Origin of the sequence: Streptomyces sp. MK7, assembly GCF_032658145.1 — a bacterium.
Lineage (GTDB): Bacteria > Actinomycetota > Actinomycetes > Streptomycetales > Streptomycetaceae > Streptomyces > Streptomyces spiralis.
The window spans coordinates 37,976-50,473 of sequence record NZ_JAVACL010000052.1 but is presented as its reverse complement, the minus strand read 5'-3'; the positions used below and the strand labels follow the sequence as shown (position 1 = coordinate 50,473).

At 68.8% G+C, this 12,498-nt stretch carries 11 protein-coding genes and 1 tRNA gene; 9 read left to right on the top strand and 3 right to left on the bottom strand.

What is annotated here, in order from left to right; translation table 11 throughout:
- The 4 genes from R2S09_RS34745 to R2S09_RS34730 all read left to right on the top strand — a co-directional run.
- Positions 1 to 315: replication initiator (locus R2S09_RS34745; RefSeq protein WP_316745323.1), on the top strand; the 315-nt coding region annotated here is incomplete at its 5' end.
- A complete protein-coding gene (locus R2S09_RS34740) occupies positions 291 to 485 on the top strand; it encodes a helix-turn-helix domain-containing protein (RefSeq protein WP_316745322.1) in 195 nt (64 codons plus the stop codon). The genes R2S09_RS34745 and R2S09_RS34740, both read left to right, overlap by 25 nt.
- A complete protein-coding gene (locus R2S09_RS34735; protein WP_316745321.1) occupies positions 482 to 1,855 on the top strand; it encodes a tyrosine-type recombinase/integrase in 1,374 nt (457 codons plus the stop codon). The genes R2S09_RS34740 and R2S09_RS34735 overlap by 4 nt, the downstream gene beginning before the upstream one ends.
- A gap of 260 nt (positions 1,856 to 2,115) precedes the next feature.
- Positions 2,116 to 2,817 (top strand): type 1 glutamine amidotransferase domain-containing protein, encoded by a 702-nt coding sequence (locus R2S09_RS34730; RefSeq protein WP_189904737.1) that lies wholly within the window; start codon positions 2,116 to 2,118, stop codon positions 2,815 to 2,817.
- 226 nt (positions 2,818 to 3,043) lie between these two features.
- Here the strand turns inward: R2S09_RS34730 and R2S09_RS34725 are convergent, their stop codons facing one another.
- The 3 genes from R2S09_RS34725 to R2S09_RS34715 all read right to left on the bottom strand — a co-directional run bounded on the left by R2S09_RS34725 (position 3,044) and on the right by R2S09_RS34715 (position 6,521).
- A complete protein-coding gene (locus tag R2S09_RS34725; protein ID WP_316745320.1) occupies positions 3,044 to 3,514 on the bottom strand; it encodes a GNAT family N-acetyltransferase in 471 nt (156 codons plus the stop codon).
- A 1,120-nt stretch (positions 3,515 to 4,634) separates the two neighbouring features.
- Positions 4,635 to 5,753, bottom strand: coding sequence for a PP2C family protein-serine/threonine phosphatase (locus R2S09_RS34720; RefSeq protein WP_316745319.1), 1,119 nt, complete (start codon positions 5,751 to 5,753; stop codon positions 4,635 to 4,637).
- 696 nt (positions 5,754 to 6,449) lie between these two features.
- A tRNA-Arg gene (locus tag R2S09_RS34715) sits at positions 6,450 to 6,521 on the bottom strand.
- Positions 6,522 to 6,652: 131 nt separating this feature from the next.
- Here R2S09_RS34715 and R2S09_RS34710 point away from each other — a divergent pair.
- The 5 genes from R2S09_RS34710 (at position 6,653) to thrC (ending at position 12,393) form a co-directional block, all read left to right on the top strand.
- Complete coding sequence (locus R2S09_RS34710; protein ID WP_306191888.1) at positions 6,653 to 7,186, top strand: response regulator; 534 nt, start codon at positions 6,653 to 6,655, stop codon at positions 7,184 to 7,186.
- Between the two features lie 111 nt (positions 7,187 to 7,297).
- Positions 7,298 to 8,383, top strand: a complete 1,086-nt coding sequence (nrtL, locus tag R2S09_RS34705; RefSeq protein WP_316745318.1) for an ArgS-related anticodon-binding protein NrtL — start codon at positions 7,298 to 7,300, stop codon at positions 8,381 to 8,383.
- Between the two features lie 24 nt (positions 8,384 to 8,407).
- Positions 8,408 to 9,799 (top strand): diaminopimelate decarboxylase, encoded by a 1,392-nt coding sequence (gene lysA / locus R2S09_RS34700; protein WP_306191890.1) that lies wholly within the window; start codon positions 8,408 to 8,410, stop codon positions 9,797 to 9,799.
- 236 nt (positions 9,800 to 10,035) lie between these two features.
- Positions 10,036 to 11,328, top strand: a complete 1,293-nt coding sequence (locus R2S09_RS34695; RefSeq protein WP_030170264.1) for a homoserine dehydrogenase — start codon at positions 10,036 to 10,038, stop codon at positions 11,326 to 11,328.
- Between the two features lie 6 nt (positions 11,329 to 11,334).
- Complete coding sequence (gene thrC, locus R2S09_RS34690; RefSeq protein WP_316745317.1) at positions 11,335 to 12,393, top strand: threonine synthase; 1,059 nt, start codon at positions 11,335 to 11,337, stop codon at positions 12,391 to 12,393.
- The last annotated feature ends 105 nt before the right edge of the window (positions 12,394 to 12,498 follow it).

Below are 12,498 nucleotides of genomic sequence, written 5' to 3'. Positions count from 1 at the left end.
TTAGGCGCCCGCCCCGAGCTGGCAGACCTCCGTCTGCGGGCCTGGGCCCACATGCTCGGCTTCCGCGGACACTTCTCCACCAAGTCCCGCCGCTACTCCACCACCCTCGGCGCCCTCCGCGACGCGCGCGCCGACTGGCGCCGGGCCCAAGCGGCTCCGCCCATCCCGCAGGACGGCGAAACCACGCTCGTCCTCGCGCACTGGGTCTTCGCCGGTACCGGCCTGTCCCGCGCCGAAGCCTGGCTTGCCGCATCCCTCGAACCCGCCCTCGGAACGGAAGGAGAGCCGACATGGACACCCGCCGCGACGAGTTGATGACTGTTCATCAAGTCCTGGACGAGCTGGGCGGCGTTTCTCGACGGACGTTCTACCGCTGGCGCGAGCTGGGGCAGGGGCCGGCCGCATTCAAGCTTCCCAATGGCGAGCTGCGAGTCTGGCGAAGCGACTTCACCGCTTGGCTGCGGCAGTTGGAGGCGGCGGCGTGAAGTCTCTCGATGTAAAGGTGTGGGGCGTCCGGAAGAGGAACACCAAGAAGTCGTCTTATGACGTCCGGTGGACTGTCGCCGGGAACGTGTTCTCCGAACAGTTCCGTACCAAAGGGTTAGCGGACCACTACCGTTCCAAGTTGCTCCGCGCCACCCATGCCGGCGAAGAGTTCGACACGGCGACGGGACTGCCTGACTCACTGGTTGAAAAGGCACCGTCGAAGACCTGGTACGCCTTCGCGCTGGAGTACCTGGCGATGAAGTGGCCCCACGCCGCACCGAACACGCGCAACGGGATCAACGAATCGTTGACCGCCGTGACGGTAGCCCTTCTCGACGATCGTCCGGGGCGGCCGTCCGATGAGCAGCTCAGGGGGGCTTTGCGGAACTGGGCTTTCGTCGTTCCTGGCCCGGAGGGTCGCGACTTGCCGACCGAGGTGACGAACACGTTGCACTGGGTCGCCAAGGCGTCGCGCCCTCTCTCTGACCTCGGTGACCCTGCGATCGGTAGGTCTGTGCTGGACTCCCTCAAGCTGAAGCTCGACGGAACGGCGGCAGCAGCGGAGACCGTACGGCGCAAGCGACGGACACTCGTCAATGCAATGCACTACGCGGTGGACCTCGGTGAGTTCAAAGAGAACCCGATCACGGGCATCCGCTGGCAGAAGCCGAAAGCCGCCGGGGAGGTCGATCCCCGGGTGGTCGCCAATCCCGAGCAGGCTCGTTCCTTGCTGACCGCCGTCTCGTACGTCGGAGGATACGGCCGCGCTCGTGGTCGCCGACTCGTCGGCCTGTTCGCCTGCATGTACTACGGTGCCCTGCGCCCGGCTGAGGCCGTCGGCCTCACCAGTGCGGACCTGAAGCTGCCCGAAGTCGGCTGGGGGACAGCCCTGTTGAACCGGACGCGCCCCAGTGTCGGCAAGCAGTGGACCGACTCCGGCGAGACCCATGATGACCGTGGTCTCAAGAACCGGCCGGTGGAGGAGGTCCGGCTCGTGCCGATCCCACCCCAGCTCGTCACCATCCTCCGGCAGCACCTCGACACGTTCGGCACCGCCGAGGACGGGCGGCTGTTCACCAACGAGCGCGGGGGAGTGGTCGGCTCGTCCACGTACTACCGCGTTTGGCAGGAAGCGCGGGCGTTGGCGCTCCCGCCGGCCGCGGTCGCCTCGCCACTTGCCGCCCGGCCGTACGATCTTCGGCATTCGGCACTGTCGACGTGGCTCAACTCCGGAGTAGACCCGACAGAGGTCGCGGAGCGCGCGGGTAACAGCGTTGAGGTGCTGCTGTCCCGCTACGCCAAGTGCATCGACGGCCGGCAGGAGATCGCCAACCGCAAGATCGAAGGGCTGTTGCGCGAGTACGAATGAGCGAGCCGGCCATGAGACACAGGGCCCCTGGACAACCCGGGGGCCTTCGGCGTTGCTGGGGCTTGACTTTGCCGTGCCAAATCGATCGGTCTACGGTTGTTTTCGGGATCTCCCTGACGTCCACCCTTCAGTCAATGAGGAGGCGGGGCTCAGGGAGCAACCTCGCTCTGACCGCGGAACGAAGGTCAAATGCCACGGCTTTCTTCAAGCCAAGGCGTCGTTCGGTAGGTGAACACTCGACTGGAGCGAGAGAAGAGATCATGGCAACGACGAAGAAGATCCTGGTCATCGTCACCAACGTCGGTGAGTACGAGAAAGTCGGCATGCGTACGGGGCTGTGGCTGGGGGAGCTGACTCACTTCTGGGATGTGGCTGCTGAGGGTGGTTACACCATGGACATCGCGAGTCCTCAGGGCGGCAGGATCCCGTTGGATCCCGAGAGTCTTTCCCATGAGGTTCTCGCGGAACTCGGCACCGACAAGCGGTACCGGGACCGAGCGTTCATGGATCTCCTGGAAGACACGAGGAAAATATCCAATGTGCATCTCGACGACTACGACGCGATCTACCTCACGGGCGGTCACGGGGTGATGTTCGATTTTCCGCAGACCCCTGAGTTGGAAGAACTGATGGCGCGGTTCTATGAATCGGGACGCGTTGTGTCCACGGTCTGCCACGGTGGGACTGGTCTGCTCAACGTCGTCCTGAGCAACGGCGACCCCCTCGTTAAGGGGAAGAGGGTCACGGGCTTCTCCTGGCCCGAAGAGGAACTGGCGAACCGAGCAGACGCCGTCCCTTACAACCTGCAGGAGAGGCTGAAGGAACTCGGGGCCGACTACAGCACGGCCGACAAGCCCTTCGAGTCGTATGTCGTCGAGGACGGGCGGCTGATCACGGGCCAGAACCCTGGTAGCGCCAGGGGAGTGGCAGAGGCGGTTCTGAAGCAGTTGAGTACGGCCTGAGCGCGGCGGCAGCCTCTTGGGTCGCGGCGGCCGGCAGGTGGCCTCTCTCGACATCGGGTGACCTCGAAGGGCCAGCTGCTCTTCACCGCGAGGCGCAGGCGTGCCCAACCCTTCTAGGTCACTTGGGGCGGACATGCAGCTGGCGGGCATGGACTTCCAGGTGCCCACCAGCCTCTCGCCGTGTGACCACCTCAGGTCAAAACTGGCCGCGCTTCCGTAAAACAGCTCACCGGGCGGGGAAGGTGAGTCGCAGAACGATCTCGCCGTCGTCGATCTCCCCGGTGGGCTCGAACCCGAACTTCTGATAGAAGGGCCACGGTTCGCCGTCGCCGGGCTCGTAGCTGGTCAGCAGCTCGGTGGCGCCGTCCGCGCGCACCAGGGTGGTGACCTGCGTGAGCGCCTCTCGGCCGATCCCTCGCCCCTGGTACCGCTTGTCGACGAGGAGGCGCCAGAGGAAGTGACGCCCTTTGTAAGGACCGGCCGGCGGTTTCCACGACAGCATCACGAAGCCGACTGGCTCATCGCCGCGGTACACGGCGCGGTACCAGGGATTGGCCTCCGGTTTCTTCGCCGCCTCCTTGAGGGAGTGGGACACGGAGGCGACGAACTGCTTCTGGTCACGTCGGACGCGGAGGGCACGCACGGCATCCCGGTCGTCGTCGGTGATCTCCCGTAGGTGCACGCCCGGGAATCTCACGCCACGCCCCTTCCGTATCCGGCAGCTGCGCCGTCCGGGCATACGTGGAGAGCCGCTACCGGGCGGCATTCCCGCGCATCCGCGTTGTCGAGGCCTCCAGGTCGGACGTCTTCGCAGCGTATTCGACAAAGGTGATCTGGAGCGGGACTGGCACGCCGGGCTGGGACCGCGTCCGAGGCTGCTCCAGCCCGAGCCCCTACGCCGACCTTGACTATCGACGGTCGGCAGGAGATCGCAAACCGCAAGATCGAAGAATTGCTGCGCGAGTACGAGTGATCGCACGTGCTGTCAGGCTTAGGCCCCCGGACCTGGCAGTCGAAGGTGATCGCAGGAAGTTCCCTCCGGAATTTACCGAAAAGCTATTGACTCATGACATTTAGTGCGCATCCTGGTGAGTAAGGCCATAACACCGAAAGAGTCACAAAGTCGATCAGGACGTCTAGTCGACGGAGTGACTTGGACAGGATGTGGTTGAGGCCCCCGGCAAGCCGGCGCGATACCGAGGCGACAGTGACGACTGAAGCTTCAGGACACGCGCAGTACTACCGGGGACTGTTTTTTGCCCTTGGAGCCTCTGCACGGCTGGGTGTCGGTGCGGAGGTTCTGGCATGCCCACTCTCAGCGGAACCGAAGAGCAGCAGGCGTAGTCCGTTCCTGCAGGCGAGACCTACACATTGAGTATGTCGGCGCTCATCGTGGAGGTCCTGTCCGGAACTACGCGGCACGCGTTCGCGATGGTGACGAGGCGGTGCAGCCCGAGGCTCACATGCAGGTCTGCGGGGCCGACCTGTCCGGCTTCGTGGGTGAGTCGGAGGTGTGTCCGGAGCGGGGTGAGGTCTTCGTCTGGGACCTCAGCGTTTCCGCTGGTGGCGGGGTCTTTCGGCACCTTCTTCGAGGTGCCCCCGGCAGGATTCGAACCTGCGCGCACGGTCGGAGAGCATGGGCATGACACGCTGACTGACTCGCATGGCTACAGGTGGCATCCATCAGTCGGATCTCTATCGCATATCTTGCGCAAGGTTGGCAGCCGCGTGCTGCGCCTTGAGCACCTCGCCCGCCTCGCCAAGCAGGACAACCGCCGATGGGCTGCGCCCCGCACTCCGGAACGGCAGTCCCCACCTCACGGCCGGCGCACCGCCAGCAGCGCGAGGTCGTCCTCGCCGGCGCCGGCGGTGTGCCGGTGGACCTCCTCCACGACGACGCTCAACAGCCTGCCCGGCGCGTCGAACACCCTCCCGCTCAGGCTCGCCACGGGGTCGAAGAAGACGCCCTGCGCGTCGCGGGCCTCGGTGACCCCGTCGGTGAACATGAGCAGGATCGCTCCCTGGGGGAAAGCGAGGGTCTGGGACTGCGGCGGCCAGACGCCCAGTTCGGACATGCCGAGCGGCAGCGAGCCCTCCTCGGTCGCCACCTCCTGCAGAGCGCCGTCCGCGTACGCGATCAGGGGCCAGGGGTGACCGCGGTTGACGATCCGGATGGTGCCGTCGTCGTGCGGGATCTCGGCGAAGACGGCGGTGGCGAACTCCTCGAAGGCCTCCTCGCCACGTCGCATCGCCGCCTCTCTCGCCAGTGCGCGGTCGAGCCGCTGCGCCACTGTCTCCAGCGAGGACGTCTGCTCGGCGGCCTCCCGGAAGGCGCCGATCAGCACGGCGACGGCGGCCACCGCGCTCATCCCCTTGCCCCTCACGTCGCCGACCAGGACCCGTACGCCCCACCGGGTGTCCTGTACGGCGTACAGGTCACCGCCGATGAACGCACCCGCCTGCGCCGCCTCGTAGTGCGCCGCCACCTCCAGCCCAGCGATACGCTCGGCGGGTTCGGGCAGCACCGCGCGCTGGGCGGCGAACGCGATCTCGCGCGCGGAGCCGAGCAGGGTGTAACCCCGGTGTACGACGCGGTTGATGAGCACGGTGAGGAGGGCCACCGCGAAGGAGGTACTGATCTGGGTGATGGCGTTGGAGGAGCCGACCGACATGCGCTCGGCATTGCGCGCCGCGACACCGATCAGCGCGATCGCGTTGACGATCATCACGTACCGCATCCGGTAGAACGGCGCGGCGATCAGCGGTGCCGCCACGAAGATCGCCAGGAGGCCGCTGTAGCGCGCCGGCACCGTCGCCTCGAGGGACACGGCACCCGCGAGGAGCAGCCACGGCGCCAGCCACACCAGGACGCGCGCCAGGCCGACCCACCTGCTGCCGCCGGGCGCGAGGAGTTGGTCGCCCGCGGAGATGTACACCCCGGGCGCCGGCCGGGCGGGAGTCAGCAGAGGGGACAGCCAGGGCCAGGAGGACGCCTCCCGGCGCTTGCTGTGTCGGACGGACCCCGCGGACTCGCCCCCGGCCTGTGAGCGGTGGCCCGGGGCGGCGCGCGATGCATGCTGACGCCGGCCACTGCCGCGCGGGGGATCTTCCGGACGGCCCCGGGATCGCCCGAAGGCACCGGACGGCCTGGAGGTGCGGGAGGCGCGGCGGACACCCGAGAGCCGATCGCCCGTGGGTACACGATCGTCAGGCCCGTCCACCTCGCGGTGTCCATCCGCGCCTGACCCTGGCTGCGTCACCGCTCGTCTCCTGCCACTGCTGCGCTGGTACCGGCAACACTGGCAAGCCTGGCCGGTTTGTTCACATATGGCCAGTCGTGCGGTGGACCGGCGGCAAGGGGGTCGGTGTCCTGGGCACGCGCCGGCCATGTCGTTGTCCCCGGTGTCCGGTAGCGCTCGGGCGGTGTCGCCCGCGACCCCTGCGTGCGGACGCGTCCGGGGGCCTTGCCATTTGCTGGGGCTGACCTCGGCAGACGCTCCAAGATCCTGTCCACGAATAGTCCACAGACTCCGTCATAGGGCCGCTCGGCGCTGCATACGCCTGCACAAACAAGAAGACCCCGCACTCAGCGTTTTCGCTGGTGGCGGGGTCTTTTGGCACCTTCTTCGAGGTGCCCCCGGCAGGATTCGAACCTGCGCACACGGCTCCGGAGGCCGTTGCTCTATCCCCTGAGCTACGGGGGCGGGTCGGGCGCGGTGTGTGCGCCCGGCGACGGGTAGAACATTACCAGCTCTCGTGGGGTGGTCATGAACGTTTTCCGCAGGGCCGGGCGGGGAGTGGTGTCCACTCCGTGGGGTTGTGTCCCCCGGAGGGGGTGGAAGTGGGGAAAACCCGGACGCGGTGGCCGGTCCGGACCTACTCTCGAGTTGTGCCAGGGGCTTCCGGCCGGGTGCTTGTTGTGGACGACAACAAGGTCATCCGGCAGCTGATCAGGGTCAATCTCGAGCTCGAGGGTCTTGAGGTCGTGACCGCGGCCGACGGTGCCGAGTGTCTGGATGTCGTGCACCAGGTGCGGCCCGATGTCGTCACCCTCGATGTCGTCATGCCACGGCTCGACGGGCTCGCGACCGCGGCCCAGCTGCGTGCCGATCCCCGTACGCGTGACCTTCCCCTCGCCATCGTCAGCGCCTGTACGCAGCACGAGGTCGAGGCCGGGCTCGGGGTCGGCGTCGACGCCTTCCTCGCCAAGCCCTTCGAGCCGTCGGAGCTCGTCCGGGTCGTGCTGCGGTTGGTCGAGGGGCGAGGGGCCGGTGTCGGGTCCAGTGGGAGCAGTGGGACCAGTGGGCCCTGTGGTGGCAGTGGGTCCTCCGGGGGCGAGTGGGCCGGGTACGGCAGCAGCAGTGGGTGAGCCCTGCCGCCCTCGGTGATCCGTACGGGTACGGCGCACCGGCGTCCACATGCCGATATCCCGGCGAAACCAGTTCGCCTGCCCACCCCCCTCCTCCCCTACGCTTGTCCCGTGACCCCCCTCGAGCTCTCTCGCACCGTCCTGCACGCGGTGCGTCGTGCTGTGGACGTGGGGGAACTGCGAGTGAGCGTTCCTGAGCGGGTGGTCGTCGGGCCGCCGGGGCCCGGGGGGTGCGGCGACTACGCCACCAACGTCGCCCTCCAGCTCGCCCGGCCCGCCGGGCAGCCCGCCCAGCGGGTCGCCCAGGTGCTGCGCCGGCACCTTGTCGCCTGCGACGGTATCGACGACGTGTCCGTCACCGGGCCCGGGTTCCTCAACATCAGCCTCCATGACTCCGAGGGCGGCTCCGGTCGTCTCGTCGCCGAGATCCTGGGGGCCGGTGTTCGGTACGGGCATGTCCGCCATGTCGAGCCAGAGGACGGGCGGGGCCTCGAGCTGCACTGTCCTTGTGATGTCCGTGCCGTCGTCGTCTCCGATGCCGTTGCCCGGTTGCTTCAGGCCCAGGGACACGACGACGTTCATATTCGCTGCGGCTGCCCGCCTCCGCCGGAGTGGGTTTCGCTTCTCGGGGTACGTGTCGGGCTCTTCCGCGCGTCCGGCACCTCCGGTGCCTCGGGCATCCGGCCCGTTCCCGTTCCCGCTTCCCACTGCGCCGAGGTCCTCGGCCTCGGGCGTGACGCCGGGCGTTGGGCCCTGCTGCATCCCGCGGGGCACGACCGGGTCCAGGTCGACGGCCGGCACCTCGTCCAGCGTGAGAGCAACCCTCTCTTCCGCGTCCGGTACGCGCACGCCCGCACCCGGGCCCTGTGCCGCAACGCCGCCGACCTCGGGTTCCGCCCTGAGCCCGGGACGCCGGCTGCCACGGACACCGCGGCCGTCCGTCCGCTGCTCACCGCCCTCGGCGATCACCCCCGCGTCCTCGCGCAGGCCGCCGCGCACCGTGCGCCCGACCGTCTCGCCCGGCACCTCGTCACCGTCGCCGATGCCGTGCTGCCCCTTCTGCCCGCCGTACTGCCGCTCGGCGAGGAGAAACCCTCGGCCGCCCACCGTGCCCGGCTCGCCCTCGCCGAAGCCGCCGGGACGGTGCTGGCCGGCGGCCTGTCCCTGCTCGGCATCGACGCACCCGACCACCTCTGAGAGAGCCAGAGAGACGTAACCGACATGAGCCGTTCCGCACATCCCGCCGGGCCCCGTCACGCCGATGTCCTGCCCGAGGGGCACTACTCGGCCCCGCCCGCCGACCTCAACAGCCTCGATCCCAAGGTCTGGGCACAGACCGTCGGGCGGGACGCCGACGGTGTCGTGACCGTCGGCGGGATTCCCGTCACCCGGCTCGCCGAGGAGTTCGGCACCCCGGCCTACGTCCTCGACGAGGCCGACTTCCGCGCCCGTGCCCGGGCCTGGCGCGGCGCCTTCGGGCACGACGCCGACGTCTTCTACGCCGGGAAGGCGTTCCTGTCCCGTGCCGTCGTGCGGTGGCTGGACGAGGAAGGGCTCAATCTCGACGTCTGCTCCGGGACCGAGCTGGCCACCGCGCTCTCCGCGGGGATGCCGGCGGAGCGCATCGCCTTCCACGGCAACAACAAGTCCACGGACGAGATCCACCGTGCCGTCGAGGCCGGGGTCGGGCGGATCGTGCTCGACTCCTTCCAGGAGATCGTCCGGGTCGCGCACATCGCGCAGTCGCTCGGGAAGCGGCAGAAGGTCCAGATCCGGATCACCGTCGGTGTCGAGGCGCACACGCACGAGTTCATCGCCACCGCGCACGAGGACCAGAAGTTCGGCATCCCGCTCGCCGGCGGGCAGGCCGCCGAGGCCGTACGACGCGCCCTCCGGCTCGACGGGATCGAGCTGATCGGCATCCACAGCCACATCGGGTCCCAGATCTTCGACATGTCGGGCTTCGAGGTCGCCGCTCACCGCGTCGTCGGGCTGCTCAGGGAGGTCCGCGACGAGCACGGTGTCGAGCTGCCCGAGATCGACCTCGGCGGCGGGCTCGGGATCGCGTACACCAGTGACGACGACCCGCGTGAGCCGCACGAGATCGCCAAGGCGCTGACCGAGATCGTCACGCGCGAGTGCGAGGCCGCCAAGCTGCGCACGCCGCGCATCTCCGTCGAGCCCGGGCGCGCCATCGTGGGTCCGACGGCCTTCACGCTCTACGAGGTCGGCACCATCAAGCCGCTCGAGGGGCTGCGTACGTACGTCTCCGTCGACGGCGGCATGTCGGACAACATCCGCACCGCGCTCTACGACGCCGAGTACACCGTCGCGCTCGTCTCCCGCACCTCCGACGCCGAGCCGATGCTCGTCCGTGTCGTCGGCAAGCACTGTGAGAGCGGGGACATCGTGGTCAAGGACGCCTTCCTGCCGGCCGACCTCGCTCCCGGCGATCTCGTCGCCGTGGCCGCCACCGGCGCCTACTGCCGGTCCATGGCCAGCAACTACAACCACGTGCTGCGCCCGCCGGTCGTCGCCGTCGCCGACGGCGAGGCCCGGGTGATCGTCCGCCGGGAGACGGAGGAGGATCTTCTCCGCCTCGATGTCGGGTGAGATGCCGGGTCGGGGTGGCACGGAAGACGATCCCGGATGGCGCGGAAGACGACGATCTCGGGTGGCACGGAAAGCGATCCCTGGTGACACGGAAAGCACTTGAGCGCCGGAAGATCTCCGGTCTTCCGGCCCGGCCGAAATGAAATAGATGTCTCAGGATCCGGACAAATGACAGAAACTCCGGTCCGGTGAGTGAGACTGGTCCAACCGTAGACGGTATGAGGAAACGAGGTCGGATGATGCGTACGCGTCCGCTGAAGGTGGCGCTGCTGGGCTGTGGGGTTGTCGGCTCAGAGGTGGCGCGCATCATGACGACGCACGCCGACGACCTCGCCGCCCGCATCGGTGCCCCGGTCGAACTCGCCGGGGTGGCCGTGCGGCGGCCCTCCAAGGTCCGCGAGGGCATCGACCCGGACCTCATCACCACCGACGCCACCGCCCTCGTCAAACGCGGCGACCTCGACGTCGTCGTCGAGGTCATCGGCGGGATCGAGCCCGCGCGGACCCTCATCACCACCGCCTTCGAGCACGGCGCCTCCGTCGTCTCCGCCAACAAGGCGCTCCTCGCCCAGGACGGCGCCGCCCTGCACGCCGCCGCCGACGAGCACGGCAAGGATCTGTACTACGAGGCCGCCGTGGCCGGCGCCATCCCGCTGATCCGGCCGCTGCGCGAGTCCCTCGCGGGGGACAAGGTCAACCGGGTGCTCGGCATCGTCAACGGGACGACCAACTTCATCCTCGACAAGATGGACTCGACCGGCGCCGGATATCAGGAGGCCCTCGACGAGGCCACCGCCCTCGGGTATGCCGAAGCCGATCCGACCGCCGACGTCGAGGGGTTCGACGCCGCCGCCAAGGCCGCCATCCTCGCCGGGATCGCCTTCCACACGCGCGTACGGCTCGACGACGTCTACCGCGAGGGCATGACCGAGGTCACCGCCGCCGACTTCGCCTCCGCCAAGGAGATGGGCTGCACCATCAAGCTGCTCGCCATCTGCGAGCGGGCGGCCGACGGCGCCTCCGTCACCGCGCGCGTGCACCCCGCGATGATCCCGCTCAGCCATCCGCTGGCCTCGGTACGCGGCGCGTACAACGCCGTGTTCGTCGAGTCGGACGCCGCCGGGCAGCTGATGTTCTACGGCCCCGGCGCCGGAGGCTCGCCCACCGCCTCCGCCGTCCTCGGCGACCTGGTCGCCGTCTGCCGCAACCGGCTGAGCGGGGCCACCGGGCCCGGCGAGTCCGCTTACGCCGCGCTGCCCGTCTCGCCCATGGGCGACGTCGTCACGCGCTACCACATCAGCCTGGACGTCGCCGACAAACCGGGCGTCCTCGCCCAGGTCGCCACCGTGTTCGCTGAGCACGGCGTGTCCATCGACACTGTTCGCCAGCAGGGCAAGGACGGCGAGGCCTCTCTCGTCGTCGTCACCCACCGTGCTTCCGACGCCGCCCTCACCGGGACCGTCGAGGCGCTGCGCAAGCTCGACACCGTCCGCGGTGTCGCCAGCATCATGCGGGTTGAAGGAGAGTAACGAGCAATGACCCACCAGTGGCGCGGAATCATCGAGGAGTACCGGGACCGGCTGCCGGTGTCCGACAGCACGCCGGTCGTCACGCTCCGCGAGGGTGGTACGCCCCTCGTGCCCGCGCAGGTGCTCTCCGAGCGCACCGGCTGCGAGGTCCACCTCAAGGTCGAGGGCGCGAACCCGACCGGGTCCTTCAAGGACCGAGGCATGACCATGGCCATCAGCAAGGCGAAGGAGGAGGGCGCCAAGGCGGTCATCTGCGCCTCCACCGGCAATACCTCCGCCAGCGCGGCCGCCTACGCCGTACGGGCCGGGATGGTCTCCGCCGTGCTCGTACCGCAGGGCAAGATCGCCCTCGGCAAGATGGGCCAGGCACTCGTGCACGGTGCCAAGATCCTCCAGGTCGACGGCAACTTCGATGACTGTCTGACCCTCGCCCGCGCGCTCAGCGACAACTACCCCGTGGCGCTGGTCAATTCGGTCAATCCGGTGCGTATCGAGGGGCAGAAGACGGCCTCCTTCGAGATCGTCGACATGCTCGGTGACGCGCCCGACATCCACGTCCTGCCGGTCGGCAACGCGGGCAACATCACCGCCTACTGGAAGGGTTACAAGGAGTACGCCGCCGACGGCGTCTCGACCAAGTCCCCCCGCATGTGGGGCTTCCAGGCCTCCGGCAGCGCCCCGATCGTGCGCGGCGAGATCGTCAAGGACCCGTCGACCATCGCCACCGCGATCCGGATCGGCAACCCCGCCTCCTGGCAGTACGCGCTGGCCGCGCGCGACGAGTCCGGCGGTGTCATCGACGAGGTAACGGACCGTGAGATCCTGCGCGCCTACCGCCTGTTGGCGGCGCAGGAGGGCGTCTTCGTCGAGCCGGCGTCCGCCGCGTCCGTCGCCGGTCTGCTGAAGGCCGCCGAGCAGGGCAAGGTGGACCCCGGGCAGCGGATCGTCTGCACCGTCACCGGCAACGGCCTCAAGGACCCCGACTGGGCCGTCGCGGGCGCCCCGCAGCCGGTCACCGTCCCGGTCGACGCGGCCACGGCCGCGGAGCGGCTCGGCCTCGCCTGACCCGGCGGCGGACGGAACAGGGCGGGGCCCGGTACGGGGCGCCCGCCGCCCGCCCGCCGCCCGTTCGGCGGCAGAGGTTGACCGGGCACCCCGTGCCATCCACCG

What these genes read in the sequence shown, in the direction of transcription:
- R2S09_RS34730 (WP_189904737.1), top strand. Translation starts at nt 2,116, where the DNA reads ATGGCAACGACGAAGAAGATCCTGGTCATCGTCACCAACGTCGGTGAG.
- lysA (WP_306191890.1), top strand. Translation starts at nt 8,408, where the DNA reads ATGAGCCGTTCCGCACATCCCGCCGGGCCCCGTCACGCCGATGTCCTG.
- R2S09_RS34695 (WP_030170264.1), top strand. Translation starts at nt 10,036, where the DNA reads ATGATGCGTACGCGTCCGCTGAAGGTGGCGCTGCTGGGCTGTGGGGTT.
- thrC (WP_316745317.1), top strand. Translation starts at nt 11,335, where the DNA reads ATGACCCACCAGTGGCGCGGAATCATCGAGGAGTACCGGGACCGGCTG.
- R2S09_RS34740 (WP_316745322.1), top strand. Translation starts at nt 291, where the DNA reads ATGGACACCCGCCGCGACGAGTTGATGACTGTTCATCAAGTCCTGGAC.